20 protein-coding genes are annotated in these 17,321 nt (G+C 68.5%); 11 read left to right on the top strand and 9 right to left on the bottom strand.

The window, feature by feature from the left end:
- The first annotated feature begins 8 nt into the window (after positions 1-8).
- From ASE83_RS02000 to ASE83_RS02015, 4 genes are all read left to right on the top strand, one after another.
- Positions 9-1,088 (top strand): type III polyketide synthase, encoded by a 1,080-nt coding sequence (locus ASE83_RS02000; protein WP_055786650.1) that lies wholly within the window; start codon positions 9-11, stop codon positions 1,086-1,088.
- Complete coding sequence (locus ASE83_RS02005) at positions 1,085-1,771, top strand: methyltransferase domain-containing protein (RefSeq protein ID WP_055786647.1); 687 nt, start codon at positions 1,085-1,087, stop codon at positions 1,769-1,771. The genes ASE83_RS02000 and ASE83_RS02005 overlap by 4 nt, the downstream gene beginning before the upstream one ends.
- On the top strand, positions 1,750-2,865 hold the full coding sequence (locus tag ASE83_RS02010; RefSeq protein ID WP_055786644.1) for an NAD(P)/FAD-dependent oxidoreductase: 1,116 nt from the start codon (positions 1,750-1,752) through the stop codon (positions 2,863-2,865). The genes ASE83_RS02005 and ASE83_RS02010 overlap by 22 nt, the downstream gene beginning before the upstream one ends.
- A 76-nt stretch (positions 2,866-2,941) precedes the next feature.
- Positions 2,942-5,095, top strand: coding sequence for a transglycosylase domain-containing protein (locus tag ASE83_RS02015; RefSeq protein WP_082443208.1), 2,154 nt, complete (start codon positions 2,942-2,944; stop codon positions 5,093-5,095).
- Here ASE83_RS02015 and ASE83_RS02020 read toward each other — a convergent pair.
- Genes ASE83_RS02020 through ASE83_RS02030 form a run of 3 tightly spaced genes read right to left on the bottom strand, consistent with a single transcriptional unit; the run spans position 5,062 to position 6,892 of the window.
- Positions 5,062-5,856 carry a M48 family metallopeptidase gene (locus ASE83_RS02020; RefSeq protein ID WP_055786642.1) on the bottom strand — a complete coding sequence of 265 codons (795 nt, stop codon included), beginning with the start codon at positions 5,854-5,856 and terminating at the stop codon, positions 5,062-5,064. The genes ASE83_RS02015 and ASE83_RS02020 overlap by 34 nt on opposite strands.
- Positions 5,853-6,287: a YcgN family cysteine cluster protein gene (locus ASE83_RS02025; RefSeq protein ID WP_443024302.1), complete on the bottom strand. Its 435-nt coding sequence runs from the start codon at positions 6,285-6,287 to the stop codon at positions 5,853-5,855. Before ASE83_RS02025 ends, ASE83_RS02020 begins: the two co-directional genes overlap by 4 nt.
- Positions 6,284-6,892 (bottom strand): SCO family protein, encoded by a 609-nt coding sequence (locus ASE83_RS02030; RefSeq protein ID WP_055787688.1) that lies wholly within the window; start codon positions 6,890-6,892, stop codon positions 6,284-6,286. The genes ASE83_RS02025 and ASE83_RS02030 overlap by 4 nt, the downstream gene beginning before the upstream one ends.
- 54 nt (positions 6,893-6,946) lie before the next feature.
- Here ASE83_RS02030 and ASE83_RS02035 point away from each other — a divergent pair, with 54 nt between their 5' ends.
- Positions 6,947-7,543 carry an ankyrin repeat domain-containing protein gene (locus ASE83_RS02035; RefSeq protein ID WP_055786636.1) on the top strand — a complete coding sequence of 199 codons (597 nt, stop codon included), beginning with the start codon at positions 6,947-6,949 and terminating at the stop codon, positions 7,541-7,543.
- 129 nt (positions 7,544-7,672) lie between these two features.
- On the opposite strand, the gene ssb is transcribed toward ASE83_RS02035, so the two are convergent.
- Positions 7,673-8,248: a single-stranded DNA-binding protein gene (ssb, locus tag ASE83_RS02040; protein ID WP_055786634.1), complete on the bottom strand. Its 576-nt coding sequence runs from the start codon at positions 8,246-8,248 to the stop codon at positions 7,673-7,675.
- A 102-nt stretch (positions 8,249-8,350) separates the two neighbouring features.
- Between ssb and ASE83_RS02045 the strand changes: the two genes are divergently transcribed.
- Positions 8,351-8,542: a DUF4169 family protein gene (locus ASE83_RS02045; RefSeq protein ID WP_055899589.1), complete on the top strand. Its 192-nt coding sequence runs from the start codon at positions 8,351-8,353 to the stop codon at positions 8,540-8,542.
- A gap of 83 nt (positions 8,543-8,625) precedes the next feature.
- On the opposite strand, the gene ASE83_RS02050 is transcribed toward ASE83_RS02045, so the two are convergent.
- A complete protein-coding gene (locus ASE83_RS02050; RefSeq protein ID WP_200921847.1) occupies positions 8,626-8,985 on the bottom strand; it encodes a hypothetical protein in 360 nt (119 codons plus the stop codon).
- Positions 8,986-9,095: 110 nt separating this feature from the next.
- Between ASE83_RS02050 and ASE83_RS02055 the strand changes: the two genes are divergently transcribed.
- Complete coding sequence (locus ASE83_RS02055) at positions 9,096-9,431, top strand: hypothetical protein (RefSeq protein WP_055786631.1); 336 nt, start codon at positions 9,096-9,098, stop codon at positions 9,429-9,431.
- Positions 9,432-9,498: 67 nt separating this feature from the next.
- Positions 9,499-10,443: a Gfo/Idh/MocA family protein gene (locus ASE83_RS02060; RefSeq protein ID WP_082443236.1), complete on the top strand. Its 945-nt coding sequence runs from the start codon at positions 9,499-9,501 to the stop codon at positions 10,441-10,443.
- Here ASE83_RS02060 and feoB read toward each other — a convergent pair.
- The 3 genes from feoB to ASE83_RS02075 all read right to left on the bottom strand — a co-directional run bounded on the left by feoB (position 10,410) and on the right by ASE83_RS02075 (position 13,592).
- Positions 10,410-12,263 (bottom strand): ferrous iron transporter B, encoded by a 1,854-nt coding sequence (gene feoB, locus ASE83_RS02065; protein ID WP_055786628.1) that lies wholly within the window; start codon positions 12,261-12,263, stop codon positions 10,410-10,412. The genes ASE83_RS02060 and feoB overlap by 34 nt on opposite strands.
- Before the next feature lie 12 nt (positions 12,264-12,275).
- On the bottom strand, positions 12,276-12,533 hold the full coding sequence (locus ASE83_RS02070; protein ID WP_055786625.1) for a FeoA family protein: 258 nt from the start codon (positions 12,531-12,533) through the stop codon (positions 12,276-12,278).
- Positions 12,534-12,905: 372 nt separating this feature from the next.
- On the bottom strand, positions 12,906-13,592 hold the full coding sequence (locus tag ASE83_RS02075) for a COQ9 family protein (RefSeq protein ID WP_055786622.1): 687 nt from the start codon (positions 13,590-13,592) through the stop codon (positions 12,906-12,908).
- Between the two features lie 98 nt (positions 13,593-13,690).
- Here ASE83_RS02075 and ASE83_RS02080 point away from each other — a divergent pair, with 98 nt between their 5' ends.
- Positions 13,691-13,939 carry a glutaredoxin domain-containing protein gene (locus ASE83_RS02080; protein ID WP_055786619.1) on the top strand — a complete coding sequence of 83 codons (249 nt, stop codon included), beginning with the start codon at positions 13,691-13,693 and terminating at the stop codon, positions 13,937-13,939.
- 110 nt (positions 13,940-14,049) lie between these two features.
- On the top strand, positions 14,050-15,240 hold the full coding sequence (locus ASE83_RS02085) for an amino acid aminotransferase (RefSeq protein ID WP_055786616.1): 1,191 nt from the start codon (positions 14,050-14,052) through the stop codon (positions 15,238-15,240).
- Positions 15,241-15,243: 3 nt separating this feature from the next.
- Here ASE83_RS02085 and ASE83_RS02090 read toward each other — a convergent pair whose 3' ends face one another.
- Complete coding sequence (locus tag ASE83_RS02090; protein ID WP_200921846.1) at positions 15,244-16,116, bottom strand: DMT family transporter; 873 nt, start codon at positions 16,114-16,116, stop codon at positions 15,244-15,246.
- Between the two features lie 97 nt (positions 16,117-16,213).
- Between ASE83_RS02090 and ASE83_RS02095 the strand changes: the two genes are divergently transcribed.
- A complete protein-coding gene (locus ASE83_RS02095) occupies positions 16,214-17,302 on the top strand; it encodes an alkene reductase (RefSeq protein WP_055786610.1) in 1,089 nt (362 codons plus the stop codon).
- Positions 17,303-17,321 lie beyond the last annotated feature (19 nt).

Genomic DNA, 17,321 nt, shown 5'->3' on the forward strand with positions numbered 1-17,321 from the left:
AGCGCCGGATGACCACCGCCCCCGCGCCCGTCGCTTGGCTGAACGCCGTCGCGACCGCGACCCCCTCGCACGATATTCACCACGCCTTTATCGGCTGGGCGCGAAATCGTTTGCCCGGGCGGGAGGCAAGGCTGTTCGACCGGATGGTCGAGCGGGCCGGGATCGGCCATCGCTGGTCGGTGCTGCCGATCGGCGCCGATGGCGGTTCGCCGGTCGCGCCGGGCGGTTTCTATGCCGATGCCATGCCCGGCACCGCCGCGCGGATGACGATCTATGCCGATGCCGCACCGACGCTGGCAATCGATGCGATCGACGCGCTGGCGCGGCGGGTGGCGCTGGACGGGATCACCCATCTGGTGGTGGCGAGCTGCACCGGTTTCGTCGCGCCGGGCATCGACCAGATCATCGCCGCGCGCATCGGCCTGTCGCCTCGGGTCGAGCGGCTGCTGGTCGGGTTCATGGGCTGCTATGCCGCCGTCGCCGCACTGCGCAGCGCGCGCCACATCGTCCGGTCGCAGCCCAAAGCGCGCGTGCTGGTGGTGACGGTCGAGCTGTCGACGCTGCACCTGCAACCGGCGACCACTCTGGAGCCGTTGCTGGCGATGCTGCAATTCGGCGACGGAGCCGCCGCCGCGCTGGTCACGGCGGACGCAAAGGGCTTCGCGATCGAGGCGCCGTTTGCAGCGACCCTGCCCGATTCGGCGGCATTGATCCGCTGGGACATCACCGATGCCGGCTTTGCGATGCACTTGTCGGGCGAGGTGCCGGCGCGCATCGCCCAGGCGCTGACCGATCCCGATTTCGCGAGCGCCGCGACCGGCGGGCGCGCCTTGTCGAGCGTCGATGGCTGGGCGGTCCATGCCGGCGGGCGATCGATCCTCGACGCGGTGGAGCGCAGCCTGTCGCTCTCGCCGGACGCATTGGCGGCGTCGCGTGCGGTGCTGGCGGCCAATGGCAACATGTCGTCGGCGACGCTGATGTTCGCGCTGGCGGTGATGCTGGATGGCCCGCCAGTGTCGAACGGCATCGCGCTGGCCTTCGGCCCCGGCCTTGCCGCCGAGGGTTTCGGCTTTCGGAGCGCTGCATGAGCTTTCCCCGTTCCCATGCCGAAGAGGCGATGGACGACCCCGCGCTCGATCCCGCCATCTATGCAGCGGTGCTGCGCGATCTGGCGCAGGTCAATGTGGTGACGATGGCGGCGCGACCGACGCTGGCGTTCCTCGACAGTGTCGTGCGGCGGGGCGATCGGTTGAAGCTGCTGGACGTCGGCTATGGCGACGGCGACATGCTGCGCCGGATCGCGCGCTGGGCGACAAAGCGCGGCGTGCAGGCGGAACTGGTCGGCATCGACCTGAACCCGCACAGCGAGGCCATCGCCCGTGCCGATACGCCGCCCGATCTGCCCATTGCCTATCGCACCGGCGACTATGCCGATCTGGCGGGCGAAGGCTGGGACGTCATCGTCTCCAGCCTGGTCGCGCACCACATGACCCGGCCCCAACTGGTCGCGTTCCTGCGCTTCATGGAAGGCGAGGCCGCGCGCGGCTGGTTCGTCAACGACCTGCATCGCCATCGTTTCGCGCATCAGGGCTATCCTTTGCTGGCGACGTTCATGCGCTGGCACCGCATCGTCCGCGCCGACGGCACGCTGTCGATCGCCCGTTCCTATCGCCCCGCCGAATGGCCTCCGATCCTTGCCGACGCGGGGATCGACGGGGCCGAAGTCCGGCGGCGCTTTCCGTTCCGGCTATGCGTCGAACGTCGGCGCTGATCGCGGGCGGCGGCCCGGCGGGGTCGGTCGCCGCGTTGCTGCTCGCACAGGGCGGCGCATCGCCACTGGTGCTGGAACGGTCGCGCGAGCCGCAGGATGCGCTGTGCGGCGGGTTCCTGTCGTGGCGGACGCTCGAATCGCTGGCGGGCGCAGGAATCGATCCGGCGATGCTGGGCGGCCATGTCGTGCGCCGCGTCGTGCTGTTCACGGGCAAGGGCCGCGCCGAATCGCCCCTGCCCGCCCCCGCTATCGGCCTGTCGCGGCTGCGGCTGGATGCGCTGCTGCTCGATGCGGCGCGGCGGGCCGGCGCGGGGGTCGAGCGGGGCGTCACGATCCGCTCCGCCGAGGGGACGATGCTGCACACCGGCGACGGCGCGACGGTCACCGGCGACACGCTGTTCCTCGCCACCGGCAAGCACGATTTGCGCGGGGCGATGCGCGATGCGGTAGTCGGCGACGATCCGGCGATGGGGGTGCGGGTTCGGCTGGCGCCGCATCCGACGCTCACCCGGCTGGTCGGCGATGCGATCGAACTGCACGCCTTTGCCGGGGGCTATGGCGGGCTGGTGCTCCAGGAGGACGGCAGCGCGAACCTGTGCATGGCGTTGCGGCGGTCGCGGCTGCGCGCGGCGGGCGACCTGCCCGGGCTGCTGCGGGTGCTGGGCGACGCCATGCCCGTGCTGGGGGAGCGACTCGCGCATATGCGCGGTGTGGCCGCGATCGATGCCATCGCCAACGTTCCCTATGGCTGGCGGGCGCGGGGTACGGTGCCCGGCGTCTATCGGCTGGGCGACCAGGCCGGGGTGATCCCGTCGCTGGCCGGTGAAGGCATGGGCATCGCCATCGCCAGCGCGATCCGCGCCGCACGCCATTGGCAGGCACACGGCCCGGTGGGCGCACCGGAGTTCCAACGGTCGTTGCGCCAGCGCCTGCACCGCCCGATCGCGCTGGCCGGATGGCTGCGGACGCTGGCCGAACACCCGGCGGGCCACGGATTGCTGCTGGCCGGCGGGCGGATACCGGCGCTGGTCGGCGCGGCGGCGCGCTGGACCCGGATCGATTCCGTCAGCCGCCGTTCATCGTTCTCGGCCTAGCGCGCGCCATTCCCAATGCGCCCATGCGTCCGGGGCTTGTGCCGCCGGGGGCGGGCGCGGTATCCGGCGCATTCCCATGGCACGCACTCCCCAAAGCCCGCAGAAGCGGCCCGCCGCCGCCCCATCCCGCTGGTGGCGCATCCTGCGTTGGGTGCTGGGGATCGGTTTCGGCCTTGCAGCACTCGCCGCGATCGCGCTGGTCGTCGCGGTCTATAACGCCAAGTCGAACCTGCCGAGCTTCAACCAGCTTAAATCCTCGCCCAACGGACAGATGATCCGGGTACGCGCGGCCGACGGGTCGATCCTAGTGTCATTGGGGCCGAGCTATGGGGAATGGATACCCTATGCGCAGATACCGGCGGCGATGCGCGACGCGATGGTATCGGTCGAGGATCGCCGCTTTCGATCGCACTGGGGCGTCGATCCGGTGGCGCTGGCGCGTATTACCAAGTTCGCGATCCAGACGCGCGGCACCGGCCGCCGGCTGCAGGGCGCGTCGACCATCACGCAACAGGTCGCGCGCACCATCTTCCTGTCGAACAGCTACACGGTCGGGCGCAAGTTCCGCGAGATCATCCTCGCGCTGGCGCTGGAGCGGAAATTCACCAAGAACCAGATCCTCGAACTGTATCTGAACAAGGTGTATTTCGGCGGCGGCGCATACGGCATCGACGCGGCGTCGCGGCGGTTCTTCAACCATCCCGCGACCAGCCTGTCGCTGTCCGAAGCCGCCGTCGTCGCCGGGCTGGTCAAGGCGCCGTCGCGCTATTCGCCGACCGCCGATGCCGAGGCGGCCGTGGGCCGCGCGGGCGTCGTGCTGAAGCTGATGCAGGAAACCGGCGCGATCACCGCCAGCCAGGCGATGGATGCCGATCCGCAGGCGATCAAGCTGGCCCCCGAACCGCAGCAGAACAGCGTGCGCTATTTCACCGACTGGGCGCTGCCGCAGCTCGAAACGCTGATCGACGAAACCGAAGCGCCGCTCGACGTGTGGACCACGCTCGATCCGGCGATGCAGAAGAGCGCCGACACCGCGATCCGCGCCAATGCCCCCGCCGGGGTGCAGGGCGCGCTGGTCGCGCTCGATCGCGACGGTGCGGTGCGGTCGATGGTCGGGGGCAAGGATTATGTGTCGTCGATCTACAACCGCGCGACGCAGGCGACCCGCCAGCCGGGGTCGGCGTGGAAGCTGTTCGTCTATCTGGCCGCGCTCGAAGCCGGGATGAATCCCGACAGCCAGGTCAACGATGCTCCGGTCACCATCGACGGCTGGAGCCCGCGCAACAGCTCGCGCCGCTATAGCGGGCAGGTGTCGCTGCGCACCGCCTTTGCCTATTCGCTCAACACCGTGTCGGCGCGGCTGGGGCAGGAGGTCGGCTTCGCGACCGTCGCCGACATGGCGCGGCGCTTCGGCATCACCACCCCGGTCAACACCCGGCCGGCGATGGTGCTGGGTACGTCGGACGTGCGTTTGCTCGACCTGACCCGCGCCTATGCCTCGGTCGCGAGCGGGGGCACGGCGGTCGTGCCCTATGGCATCACCCGCGTCACCGCCAACGGACAGCTCATCTACCAGCATCAGGTCGACAGCTCGCGCGTGCTGGTCGCCCCCTATGTCGCGCAGCAGATGACCGACCTGCTCCAGACGGCGGTCAACACCGGCACTGGACGCGCCGCGCAGATCGGCCGCCCGGTCGCGGGCAAGACCGGCACCACCAGTTCCTACAAGGACGGCTGGTTCATGGGCTTTTCGTCGGGGATCACGACCGGCGTGTGGATGGGCCGCGACGATGCGAAGCCGGTCGGCGGGTTGCAGGGCGGCACCGCGCCGGCCCGCGCCTTCGCCGCGTTCATGCGACAGGCGGTGGCCAACCGCCCGGTCGAGGAGTTCAATACCAAGGTGACGCTGCCCGAATGGCAGGAGGAGCCGGACGCGGAGAGCTATTACGGCGCGCCCGACGACCGGGTCTATGTCGATCCCGACGGCAATCCGGTCGAACAGCCCGGCGCAACCCCGCCCGACGCCCCGACCGACGACGGCGACGCGGCGATCCCGCCGCAGCAGCGCGCGCCCGACGAACAGCTCGATCAGGAATGGATCGACCGCGCGCTCGGCCGGGGTCAGCGTCCCGACCAGCCGGCGCCGGTACAGCGTCGCCCGGCCCCCGACCGCCGCCAGCCGCCACCGGCGGATCGTTATCCGGAAGAGGACGCCCGCCCGAACCAGTGAAGCGCGGCCCCGTCCGCCCGCAGCCAGCGGCGGGCATCGTCCGGGTCGCCTTCGAACAGGTCGGCGACCAGCGCGTGGAAATCGGGGCCGTGGTGCATGTGGACGCGGTGCGCGACCTCATGCGCGACGGTCGCGCGGCGGACGAAGCCGGGGGCGAGCAACAGCCGCCAGCTATAGCGGATCGTGCCGTCGCCGCTGCAACTGCCCCAGCGCGCCTTGGGATCGCCGATCGCGACGGTCGTGACGGTGACGCCGGCCTTAGCCGCATAGTGCGCGGTGTCTTCGGTCAACTGGCGCAGCGCCTCGCGCTTCAGCCAGCGTTCGATGCGGATGGGGAATTGGTCGGCCGGGCCGCCGCACGTCAAAACCCATTCGTCATCCCGGCGCAGGCCGGGATCGACGGATACGGGCGGCATCGAAGGAGTCGCGTCGTCCCGTGACCATGGACCCCGGCCTTCGCCGGGGTGACGTGGCGTTTGATGGGACGTCAGGGTGACAATCCTCGACGCCCCCTCCCGCCACACCAGCCGCACCGCACGATCCGCCACCGGCACCACCGCGCCGTCGACGAACGGCCGCCCCTGCGGCAACTTCGCGCGCTGCGCCGCGATCCAGTCGGCCTTTTCGCCGGCCCACGCCACCGCCTTGGCCAGCGCCATCCGCTTCGGCACGGTCAGCCGCACGCGGCCTGTGGCCGGATCGACCGACAGCCGCGCGACGCGGGCGCGGGGGTGGCGGACGACCTCCAGCCCGTCGATCACAGCGTCCGGTCGGTCAGGTGATGTTCGAGGTCGCCGACGTCATTCTCCGACACCGTCCAGCCACGCGTCGACTGGCCGGCGGTGTGGACACTCTCCCGGTCGCCGCTGTTGAGATAATGCCAGTCGGGCAGCTTCTTGCCCTCGTTCCGCAGCCGATAGGCGCAGGTCGAGGGCAGCCATTCGATGTCGCCGACATTGCGCGCGTTCAGCCGGACGCATTCGGGGACATAGGCATGGCGGTGGCGATAGTCGCTGCACTGGCCCATGCGCCGGTCGAGCAGCTTGCACGCGACGTTGGTCGCATGGATCTCGCCGGTATCCTCGTCCTCCAGCTTGTGCAGGCAGCATTTGCCGCAGCCGTCGCACAGCGCCTCCCACTGCGCACGGTCGAGCGCGGCGAGCGGCAGGTCCTCCCAGAAGCGCCCGCTCACCGGACCCACTTCTTCAGTTCGGCGGCGACCGCCTCGCCGCTTTCCTCCTGCGGCAGCAACGCGACCGGCTGCCCCCTGGGATTCATCAGGATCGCGGTGCGGCTATGGTCCATCAGATATTCGGTGGCACCGGGCGACTGCTGCTTGGCATAGGTCACGCCGTACGCCCGCGCGGCGTCGGCGATCGCCTGCGCACTGCCGGTCAGCCCGACCATGCGCGGGTGAAAGGCCGATACGAACTTGCCGACCACCGCCGGCGTGTCGCGTTCGGGATCGACCGTGATGAAGATCGGCACGACCTTCGCGCCCAGTTCCGGCTCTTCCGCCTCGAACGCCTTCACCCCGGCCGCGATATTCTGGACATCGACCGGGCAGACATCGGGGCAATAGGTATAACCGAAATACATGATCCGCCATTTGCCGGCGAAGTCGGTATCGCGCACCACCCGCCCCTGCCCGTCGGTCAGCACGAACGGCCCGCCGATCCGCGCACCGGCCAGCGGCGCGGTCGGGGCCGGTTCGGGCGCGCTCCCGCAGGCGGCAAGGGCCAGCGCGAGCGCCGGGGCAAGAGGTCGCAGGATGCTGTTCATGGTGTTGCCAGCCATGATCTGATAGGCGACGCCTTGCAAGCCGCGTAACGTCCTTTGGAGCCTGTCCCCATGCCCGTCCTCCGCCTCGTCCTCGCCGCCGCGCTGATGCTGCCCGCCGCCGCGGGGGCGCAGCAGATGTCGCCGGGCTATCTGTTCCTGAAGGCGATCCGCGACGAGGACGGGAACAAGGTCAACGACATTCTCGGCCAGCCGGGCCAGACGATCATCAACACCAAGGACCGCACGACGGGCGAAGGCGCGCTGCACATCGTCGCCAAGAGCGGCAACCTGACCTATCTGCGTTTCCTGCTGGCCAAGGGCGCGAACCCCAATCTGCAAGACAATCGCGGCAACACGCCCGCGCTGCTGGCGGTGGAATCGGGATCGGTCGAGGCGATCAACGCGCTGGCAGGGCGCAAGGCGAACCTGAACCTGGGCAACGGCAGCGGAGAAACCCCGCTGATCCGCGCGGTGCAGTTGCGTAACCTCGACATGGTGCGCGCGCTGGTCGCCGCCGGTGCTAATCCCGACCAGGCCGACGTGATCGCCGGCCTGTCGGCGCGCGACTATGCCAAGCGCGATACGCGCACGCCCGCGCTGCTGAAGCTGCTCGACGAAGCGCCGACGGCCAAGCCCAAGACGGCGGTCGCGGGGCCACGGCTCTGATATTGCGGCGCCGTCCACAGACTTATCCACAGGCTTCGGACGGCCGACACCGCCGATGAAACGAAACCGGCCCGCCTTCCCCCAACAGGAAAGCGGGCCGGTTTCGTTTCGCCGTGGCGATCGGCACGATCAGAACGGCACGTCGTCGTCCAGATCGTCGCCGAAGCCACCGCCGCTGCCACCGCCGAAATTGCCGCCCTTGTTACCGCCCGAGTTGAACCCGCCGCCGCTGCCGCCGGCGCGCGCACCGCCCGACGATCCGCCGCCATAGCCGCCGCCCGAACCGCCGCCGAAATCATCGCCGCCGGCAAAGTCGCCACCGCCACGGCTGCCGCCGCCGCCCTGTGCGCCGCCGGGACCGTCGAGCATCGTCAGCACGCTGTTGAAGCCCTGCAGCACGATTTCGGTGCTGTACTTGTCCTGGCCCTGCTGGTCCTGCCACTTCCGCGTCTGCAGCTGACCCTCGATGTAGACTTTCGATCCCTTGCGCAGGAACCGCTCGGCGACGTTGGCCAGCCCTTCGTTGAAGATCGCGACCGAATGCCATTCGGTCTTTTCCTTCTTCTCGCCGCTGTTGCGGTCCTTCCACGATTCCGACGTCGCGATGCGCAGGTTCACGACCTTGCCGCCATTCTGGAACGACCGCGATTCCGGGTCGCGGCCCAGATTGCCCACGAGGATGACTTTATTGACGCTGCCAGCCATGGCGCAGTTCTCCGAGAAAGATATAGTCCGGCTTCCTATGCCACCGGACGGCGGGATGCCAGTGCTTGCCGTGCAACCAGCCCAGGTTCAAGATGCCCGGTTATGGAGGAGCCGTATATGGGCGACGTCATCAACCTCAACCGATTCCGCAAGGCCCGCGAAAAGGCCGCAAAATCGCAGGAAGCCGATGCCAACCGCCGCAAGTTCGGCCGGACCAGGGCAGCGAAGGCGGTCGAGGAGCAGGAGGAAGCCCGCCGCGCCGCGCTGCTCGACGGGGCGAAGCGCGAGGACTGAAGCGGTTTGCCCCGGCCTGTGCCACCGACGGAAACCGCCGTTCAAAGCGGGGGTAACCTCAGGTCACCGGGCAAACGCACCCCTCACTGATAGCGAAGGGTCTTGTCGAAGCCTTCATTCGCCTTCGTCATCTTGGCCAGCTTCCGCAGATAGGTTCGAACATGCCGTTCGAACCGGATGTCGTCGTTCATGCCCGTCGCGGCATAGTCGTCTTGGCCGATCAGTTCCTTCAGCCGGGCGGCGAACGTCGCCTGCTCGTTCGTGCAGTCAGCATGTTTCAGCGCGCGGCACGCCCATTCCTCCGCCGCGGCCTTGTCGAAATCGTCGCGGGCATCGTAGCCGCGCCGGTCCGCCGCCGCCTGATCCAGCCGCGATGCCTCATAACGGCGTTCCAGCCATGTGCGGACCAGCGCCGCATCCCAGGATTTCCGTGGCTCCGTCATCGTTCTTTCCCGATCGGTCCGTGGTGACGGGACCCTGTTGGCAGCTTTCCATAGGATGCGGCGGATGGCTTCGCTACAGGCAAGGGCATTCGACGCAGTTGGATCGACCCATGGCCAGACGTTCAAAGCAGGACCCTTACGATCATCTTCCCCGGGAAGACGACGCACCGCCCCCGCCGGTGCCGTGCTGGCTCTGCGGCCGGCCGACCGGCAAGATCATCGTCTGGCACCATCCCGTGCCCAAGAGCCGTGGTGGTCGTGATGTCGTGCCGATGCACTTCATCTGCCAGCAGACCGTGATCGCGAATTTCACCAATTCCGAACTGGAGCGGCATGGCATGGCGGTGGCCGGCCTGCTCGATCATCCGAATGTGCGCAAGTTCGTGGATTGGGTCGCGAAGAAGGACCCTGATTTCACTGCGACCATCACGAAGAAGCAGCGCTGAACGAATGGCAGGCACTGGCCATCGCGTAGCCGACCATGGCGACCCCGCCGGCCCGAGGATGCAAGATATGCGCGTGCTGCTGATCGGCTTGGGCGACATCGCCCGCAAGGCGTATCTGCCGCTATTGTCCAGGCGAGCCGATCTCGACCTGCACCTCGCGACCCGCAACGAAGCCGTGCTGGACGAGGTTGGCCGCGCGTTCCGCATCGCGCACCGGCACGCCAGCGCCGCCGACGCGCTTGCGGCGACATCGTTCGACGCGGCCTTCGTCCACGCGGCGACGCCGGCGCATGGCGAACTGGTCAGGCTGTTGCTCGAGCGGGGTATTCCCACCTTCGTCGACAAGCCGCTCGCGGATACGCTCGAAGAGGTCGAGGCGCTCGTGGCGCTGGCGACGGCGCGTGCCACGCCGCTCTTCCTTGGCTTCAACCGGCGATTTGCGCCGGATTATGTCGCCCTGCGCGGCATCGATGCCAGCCTGATCGTCATGGAAAAGCACCGCTGCCGGCAACCCGACATCGCCCGGCGGGTCGTCTTCGACGATTTCATCCATGTCGTCGACACGCTGCTGTCCCTTGCCCCGGCACCGGTGCGCCGACGCATGATCGAAACCCATGTCGTGGACGGCATGTTGCACAGCGTCACCCTCACGCTGGCCGGCGACGGCTTTACCGCCATCGGGACGATGCATCGTGACAGCGGGCTGGACGAGGAACGGCTGGATGTCATCGGCGGCGGGGCGCGCCATACCGTGCTGAACCTCGCCGATCGGATTGAAACGCGCGGGGCGCAAGGCCTGCACCGTCGATCCGACTGGACCCCGGTCGAACGGCAGCGCGGCTTCGAAGCGATGTGCGACGACTTCCTGCTCGCCGCGCGGGAGCGCAGGCCGGTCGATGCCGCCGCCATCGTGGCGACGCATGACATCTGCGAAGCCATCGTCCGCCACGCGGAAGGCGACGGACATGCCCCCTTGCCCTACCCCAGCCCGAAGGCGACCGCCGTCCAATAGGTCGCACCCGCCGCGATATAGGCGAGGGCAAAAAGATAGCCAATCATCACCAGCGGCCATTTCCAGCCATTGGTCTCCCGCCGCGCGACTGCGATCGTCGACAGGCACTGCGGCGCGAACACGAACCAGGCGAGGAAGGCGAGCGCGGTGGCAAGGCTCCAGCGGCTGCGCAGCCGCCCGCCCAGTTCCTGCGCGCCCTGTTCCTCGTCCGCCGCGTCGATCGCATAGACAGTCTGGAGCGCCGACACCGCGACCTCGCGCGCGGCCATCGCCGGGATCACCGCCAGCGACATTTCGTGGTTGAACCCGATCGGCCGCAGCACGACCTCCAGCCCCGACGCGATCCGTCCGGCGATCGAATATTCCGACTGCTTCACCCCCGCCGGCGCGACCGGATAGGAGGTCAGTAGCCAGAGCGCGACCGTCACCTGCAGGATGATCGTGCCCGCGCGACGCAGGAAGACATAGGCACGCTGCCACAACCCGATCGCGATGTCGCGGATCGAGGGCAGCTGATAGCGCGGCATTTCCATCAGGAACCCGCCGCCCACGCCCTTGGTCGCGGTCCGGCGCAGCACGAACGCCGCGATCACCGCGCCGAGGATACCGGTCAGGTACAGCACCAGCAGCACCAGCCCCTGCAGGCCGACGCCCGGCAGCACTGCCCGCGCCGGGATGAACGCGCCGATGATGACGGCATAGACCGGCAACCGCGCCGAACAGGTCATCAGCGGCGCGATCAGGATCGTGGTCAGCCGTTCCCGGGGATCGTCGATCGACCGGGTGGCCATGATGCCGGGAATCGCGCAGGCGAACGACGACAGCAGCGGGATGAAGGCGCGGCCCGACAGGCCGACCCCGCTCATCAACCGGTCCATCAGGAACGCGGCGCGCACCATATATCCCGATGCTTCGAGCAGCAGGATGAACAGGAACAGGATCAGGATCTGCGGCAGGAACACCACCACCGATCCGACGCCGTTGATGACCCCTTGCACCAGCAGGTCGCGCAGGAAGCCGGCGGGCAGCGCGGCGGTGGCGCTGTCGGCCAGCCAGCCCTGCAATCCCTCGATCCAGCCGATCGGCGCTTCGGACCAGCTGAACACCGCCTGGAACATGACGAACAGGATGGCGAGCAGCAGGATCGGACCGACGACCGGATGCAGCGCGACGCGATCGATACCGCGGGTCACGGCGCGCATCCGCGGCTGTTCAATGGTCGCGGCATGGGCGATGCGGCGCGCCTCGCGCTGGAAATGGCGGATGTCGGATTCGACCGATTCGACCGGCGCGGTGCGCGGTGCGGCCGCCAGAATCCCGGCCAGGGCGGCGCGCAATTCGTCGAGGCCGCGCTTGCGCACCGCGACGGTCGCCACGACCGGCAGGCCGAGTTCAGAGGACAGCCCGGCGAGGTCGATCTTCAGCCCATCGCGCGCCGCCATGTCGATCATGTTGAGCGCCAGCACCATCGGCCGGCCGAGCGACTTCAATTGCAGGACGAAGCGCAGGTGATTGTCGAGATTGGTGGCGTCGGCGACGACGATCAGCGCGTCGGGCACCCGCTCCCCCGCCTGCCGCCCCAGCACGACGTCGCGCGTGACCGCTTCGTCCGGGCTGGAGGGGTCGAGACTGTAGGTGCCGGGCAGGTCGACCAGTTCGATCGGGCGGCCGTCATCGAGCGCGAGGCGGCCCGAATGGCGTTCCACGGTGACGCCCGGATAATTGCCGACCTTCTGCCGCGCGCCGGTCAATGCGTTGAACAGCGCCGTCTTGCCGGCATTGGGATTGCCGACCAGCGCGACCAGAGGTGCAGCGTTCACGTGAGCGTGCCGTCAGCCCGCCAGCGGCGCGACGCGGATCGCGCCCGCGACATGCGCCCGAAGCGCCACCGTCATCCGCCCGATGCGGCAGGCCAGCGGCCCGCCCGACAGCATCGCGCGGTGCAGCAATTCGATGTCGACCCCTTCGTCGAGGCCGAATTCGCGCAGGCGACGCGCTTCGCCGGGCGACATGCCCTCCCAATCGACCGACGCGACCGTCGCCCGGCAGGTACGGGGCAGCTGGGTGAGGTGCAGATTGGGCGACAACATTGCGACTGATTAGCAATAAGCGCCGGGCAAGGGAAGCGGATTCTTTGGCCCTCGCCGTGGCGATTCAGGTCCGATCGATCTTCATACTCCATTTCGTCACCCCGGACTCGTTCCGGGGTCCACCGAGCCGCAATCGCGGTCGATAAAGGCTCACACCACACCGATGGCTACGCCGTAGACCCCGGAACGAGTCCGGGGTGACGATAGGCTGGAGGCAGCGATCAGGAAGGATACCGGGAGTAGCTGAATGTCACCACAGAACATTTTCCATTCCCGAAACGACGGGAATCCATCGACGGTGCCGATTCGATCCTGCCCCGAAGGCTGGCGCATACGGAATACCACCTGCGCAGGAGCAACGATGGGTGGGCCTCAGACCGCAGGATAGCGCAGTCGCCCGATGAAGCGCGACAGGCTGAGCCGTCGTTCGGGATCGCGCGACGCCAGGATGCGGCCCTTCATCTTTTCGAAGCGCATGATGCCGTCGATCCGCCGCGCGAGGAACGCCCGAGTGTCGGCATGGCCCCCGCTCTCGTCGTCGAGGAACACCGCGATCGTCGCGCCATAGACCGCGCCCAGCATCGCGCGCTTGGTATAATGGTTGTAATCGGTCGCGGTATCGCCGGCCAGCCGCCACATCAGGTCGACCGTCCGCCATCCCAGCCGCGTCGCGCGCGCGACATTCTGCGGCATGGCGAGGATTGCCAGCGCGCGGCGCAGCGCTTCCCGCTCGCCCGCGACCGCCGCCAGCCGCGCCTCGACCAGCGCGGTGATACGCTCGCGAATCTTCATCGCGGCAAGCGCGTCGGCGCGGACCGCCTCGACCATCCGGCGGTCGACCTCGGCGAACCACGCGTCGATCATCTCGACCGCGCCGCCCGAAAAGGCGAGCCGTGCGACGTCGGCATCGGCACCGAAGGTGCGGGCGGCCGCCTCCACCGCCTTGTCGTTCCAGCCGTCGAACGCGGCATTGGCGGCGACCAGCGGCGCCAGCGCGGCGCGCAGTTCGTCGAGCGTCAGGTCGGCAGGTGCCAGCGGGGCCATCGCATCCTCCATCATGCTTCCCTAGCTAGGGCGCATGGGGTCAAACGGCAACGGCGGAACCTGCGCCGGTCCGACACGCTATGCCGGCTGAAACCGCAGCCTGAGGAACCACGATGTCCGACACCCGCGAAGCCACGCTGTATCGCATGGTCCTGCCCGATCACACCTGCCCGTTCGGCGTGAAGGCGAAACAGCTGCTGCAATCCGCCGGCTTCACCGTCGACGACCAGATCCTGCGCAGCCGGGAGGAGGTGGACGCCTTCAAGGCGGACCAGGGCGTCGACACCACGCCGCAGGTGTTCATCGATGGCGAACGCATCGGCGGCAGCGACGATCTCGAACAATATCTCGCCAACCTGTGATCGAAGCGCCACGCCCGGCGCTATTCCGTGTCCGGAGATAGGGTTTTGCCTGCCATTCGCCGCATGGATCGGCCTATAGGCGGGCATTCACGCCGTCTCCGGGAGTTTTCATGCCGTTCCGTTCGCTGGTCGCCCAGCCCGCCGACTCGCTGCTCCGCCTGATCGGGGCGTTCCGCGCCGATGCCCGGGCACACAAGATCGATCTGGGCGTCGGCGTCTTTCGCGACGATCACGGCCATACCCCGGTGATGCAGGCGGTGAAGCAGGCGGAAATGCGCCTGATCGCGACGCAGGACAGCAAGGCGTATCTGGGTCCGGAGGGCGACAAGGGCTTTGTCGCGCTGCTCGAACCTTTGGTGTTCGGGCGCGGCTTTCCGGCCGAACGCCGCTGCGGGCTGCAGACGCCGGGCGGCACCGGCGCGCTGCGGCTGGGGGCCGAACTGCTGGCGAAGGCCGGCGTGCGCCGCATCCTGGTCGGCCAGCCGAGCTGGGCCAACCATGCACCGGTCTTTGCCGCTGCCGGGATCGTCGTGGTGCCGCACGCCATGTTCGACATGGCGGCGCAGACGATCGACCTGCCCGCGATCCGCGCGGCGATCGGTCAGGCGGAGGCTGGCGACGCGATCCTGCTGCACGGCTGCTGCCACAACCCGACCGGCATCGACCCCACGGATAAGGAGTGGCAGGTGATCGCCGAGGCCGTCGCCGACAGCCGGCTGATCCCGTTCATCGACCTCGCCTATCAGGGGCTGGGCGACGGCATGGAGGCCGACGCCGCCGGCACGCGCAAGCTGCTGGACGCGGTGCCGTTCGCGATCGTCGCCTATTCGTGCGACAAGAATTTCGGTCTGTACCGCGAACGCACCGGTGCATTGTGGGCGACCACGCCGGACGGGAACGCGCGCGACATCGTCCTGTCCAACCTGCTGGCGCTGGCCCGCGCCAACTGGTCGATGCCGCCGGATCATGGTGCGGCGGCGGTGCGGATCGTGCTGGAAAACGAACAACTCGCCGCCGACTGGCGCGGTGAACTGGACGCACTGCGCACCCGGTTGCAGGGGCTGCGCGGCGAACTGGCAGCGCTGGGACAGGCGGGATCGGTCGACCTCGCCCCGCTGGCCCATGGCAAGGGCATGTTCGCGACGTTGCCGCTGACCCCCGCGCAGATCGAATGGCTGCGGGCGACGCACGGCATCTACATGGCCGGGTCGGGCCGGATCAACATCGCCGGCTTCGCGCCCGGCGACATCGCCCGCTTCGGCGAGGCGCTGGTCGATCTGGGCCGCGCCGGGATCGCCTGACCGCTATTTGTCCGGGGAGCGGCGCGCGCTGACGATCACCAGCGCCGCCGCCACCAGCACCGCGCCGACCGCGTCCATCGGTCCCAGCCGTTCGCCATAGGCCAGCCAGCCGATCGTCGCGCCGACCAGCGGTTGCACCAGCAGCGCAAGGCCGACGACCAGCGGGCTGAGATGCCCCAGCGCATAGATCATCAGCCCCTGTCCGGCGATCTGGCTGACCAGCGCCAGCGCGAACAACGGCCCCCACCGCTCCGGCAGGACGGTTTCGCCCAGCGCCAGCGCGAACAGCAGCAGCGGCAGCACCCCGGCGACACTCGACAGCGCGAGCGCGGGGAGCGGTGCCATCGTCCGTCGTACGCCGCGCATCGCGATGAAATAGACCGCGTAGAGGACACCGGCGAGCAGGCAGAACAGATCGCCGGCCAGATGCCGCGACGACAATTCGGCGGACCGGCCGAGCAGCAGCATCCCGCCGACCGCCGCCAGCAGCAACGCCAGCCCCTGCGCCCGGGTCGGCCAGCGACGCATCGCGATGAAGCCGTACAGCGGAAAGATCAGCACCGCGCAGTTGCCGAACAGGGTGGCATTGGCCAGCGTCGTCCGACGGATGCCGATATGCCACGATCCCAGATCGACGGCAAAGGCGAGGCCACCGATCAGCAATGGCAGCCACAGGCTACGCGTCGGTACCATCGCCCGCCGGTCGGTCCACGCCGCCGCCGCCAGCAATATCGGCAGCGCCAGTGCGATCCGCCAGAAACCGGCAGCCACCGGTCCGGTATCGGCCAGCCGTACGAACCATGGTCCGAATGCCAGCGCGATATTGGCGAACACCACGGCAACGATCGCACCGCGCGGCGTTCTTGGGGGCGGCATAATATTTGTTTCAGACGACACCGGCTGCATGGCGTCCCCTACCGCCCTATCTTTCCGACGTCGCCTGCATTTCCGTGAGGCACAGGAGTTTTCGTTTATGCCCAGTCTGTTCGACCCCATTACCCTGGGGGATATTCAGGCACCCAACCGCGTGCTGATGGCGCCGCTGACCCGCGGGCGCGGCACGCGCGAGCATGTGCCGACCGCGATCATGGCGGACTATTACGCGCAGCGCGCCTCGGCCGGGTTGCTGATTTCGGAAGGGACCGGCATCAGTCGCGAGGGCCTTGGCTGGCCATTCGCGCCGGGCCTGTGGACCGACGAACAGGTGGAGGGGTGGAAGCCGATCACCGACGCCGTCCACGCCGCCGGCGGAAGGATCTTTACCCAGTTGTGGCATATGGGCCGGGTGGTCCATCCCGATTTCCTTGGTGGCGCGGCACCGCTGTCGGCAGCGGCGACCACCGCGCCGGGCAAGGCGCATACCTATGACGGCAAGAAGCCCTATGCGCAGGCGCGCGCCGCGACGCTGGACGACATCGCCCGAGTCCTCGACGATTATTCGCGTTCGGCGCGCAATGCGAAGGCCGCCGGCTTTGACGGGGTACAGCTCCACGCCGCCAATGGCTATCTGATCGACCAGTTCCTGCGCGACGGCGCGAACCAGCGCGACGATGCCTATGGTGGCAGCCCGGAAAACCGCATCCGCCTGCTGGGCGAAGTGGTCGACCGGTTGATCGCCGAAGTGGGCGCCGGGCGCACCGCCGTCCGCTTCTCACCCAATGGCGATACGCAGGGCGTGATCGACAGCGATCCGGCGTCGGTGTTCGTGCCGGCAGCCAGGCTGCTGTCGGACAAGGGCATCGCCTTCCTCGAACTGCGCGAACCCGGCCCCGACGGCACGTTCGGCAGCGCGACCCAGCCACGCGTCTCGCCCGAAATCCGCAAGGTCTTTGCCGGCCCACTGGTGCTCAACCAGGACTATGACGGCGACAAGGCGCAGGCCGAGCTGGACGGCGGAGTTGCCGATGCCATTGCCTTTGGTCGGCCGTTCCTCGCCAATCCCGACCTGCCGCTACGGCTGGAGCGCGGTGCGCCGCTCAACAAGGACGATATGCCAACGTGGTATTCGCACGGAGCGGAGGGGTACACCGATTACCCGACGCTGGCGCGCGAACCCGCCTGATCGCGGGCGGATAGCCGGC

This window comes from Sphingomonas sp. Leaf32 (genome assembly GCF_001421765.1).
Taxonomy (GTDB): Bacteria; Pseudomonadota; Alphaproteobacteria; order Sphingomonadales; family Sphingomonadaceae; genus Sphingomonas.

Excerpts from the sequence above, each read along its gene's own strand:
- ASE83_RS02000 (WP_055786650.1), top strand. The coding sequence starts at position 9 with ATGACCACCGCCCCCGCGCCCGTCGCTTGGCTGAACGCCGTCGCGACC.
- ASE83_RS02005 (WP_055786647.1), top strand. The coding sequence starts at position 1,085 with ATGAGCTTTCCCCGTTCCCATGCCGAAGAGGCGATGGACGACCCCGCG.
- ASE83_RS02010 (WP_055786644.1), top strand. The coding sequence starts at position 1,750 with ATGCGTCGAACGTCGGCGCTGATCGCGGGCGGCGGCCCGGCGGGGTCG.
- ASE83_RS02015 (WP_082443208.1), top strand. The coding sequence starts at position 2,942 with ATGGCACGCACTCCCCAAAGCCCGCAGAAGCGGCCCGCCGCCGCCCCA.
- ASE83_RS02030 (WP_055787688.1), bottom strand. The coding sequence starts at position 6,892 with ATGGCTGGCAACACCATGAACAGCATCCTGCGACCTCTTGCCCCGGCG.
- ASE83_RS02035 (WP_055786636.1), top strand. The coding sequence starts at position 6,947 with ATGCCCGTCCTCCGCCTCGTCCTCGCCGCCGCGCTGATGCTGCCCGCC.
- ssb (WP_055786634.1), bottom strand. The coding sequence starts at position 8,248 with ATGGCTGGCAGCGTCAATAAAGTCATCCTCGTGGGCAATCTGGGCCGC.
- ASE83_RS02045 (WP_055899589.1), top strand. The coding sequence starts at position 8,351 with ATGGAGGAGCCGTATATGGGCGACGTCATCAACCTCAACCGATTCCGC.
- ASE83_RS02050 (WP_200921847.1), bottom strand. The coding sequence starts at position 8,985 with ATGACGGAGCCACGGAAATCCTGGGATGCGGCGCTGGTCCGCACATGG.
- ASE83_RS02055 (WP_055786631.1), top strand. The coding sequence starts at position 9,096 with ATGGCCAGACGTTCAAAGCAGGACCCTTACGATCATCTTCCCCGGGAA.
- ASE83_RS02060 (WP_082443236.1), top strand. The coding sequence starts at position 9,499 with ATGCGCGTGCTGCTGATCGGCTTGGGCGACATCGCCCGCAAGGCGTAT.
- ASE83_RS02070 (WP_055786625.1), bottom strand. The coding sequence starts at position 12,533 with ATGTTGTCGCCCAATCTGCACCTCACCCAGCTGCCCCGTACCTGCCGG.
- ASE83_RS02075 (WP_055786622.1), bottom strand. The coding sequence starts at position 13,592 with ATGATGGAGGATGCGATGGCCCCGCTGGCACCTGCCGACCTGACGCTC.
- ASE83_RS02080 (WP_055786619.1), top strand. The coding sequence starts at position 13,691 with ATGTCCGACACCCGCGAAGCCACGCTGTATCGCATGGTCCTGCCCGAT.
- ASE83_RS02085 (WP_055786616.1), top strand. The coding sequence starts at position 14,050 with ATGCCGTTCCGTTCGCTGGTCGCCCAGCCCGCCGACTCGCTGCTCCGC.
- ASE83_RS02090 (WP_200921846.1), bottom strand. The coding sequence starts at position 16,116 with ATGCCGCCCCCAAGAACGCCGCGCGGTGCGATCGTTGCCGTGGTGTTC.
- ASE83_RS02095 (WP_055786610.1), top strand. The coding sequence starts at position 16,214 with ATGCCCAGTCTGTTCGACCCCATTACCCTGGGGGATATTCAGGCACCC.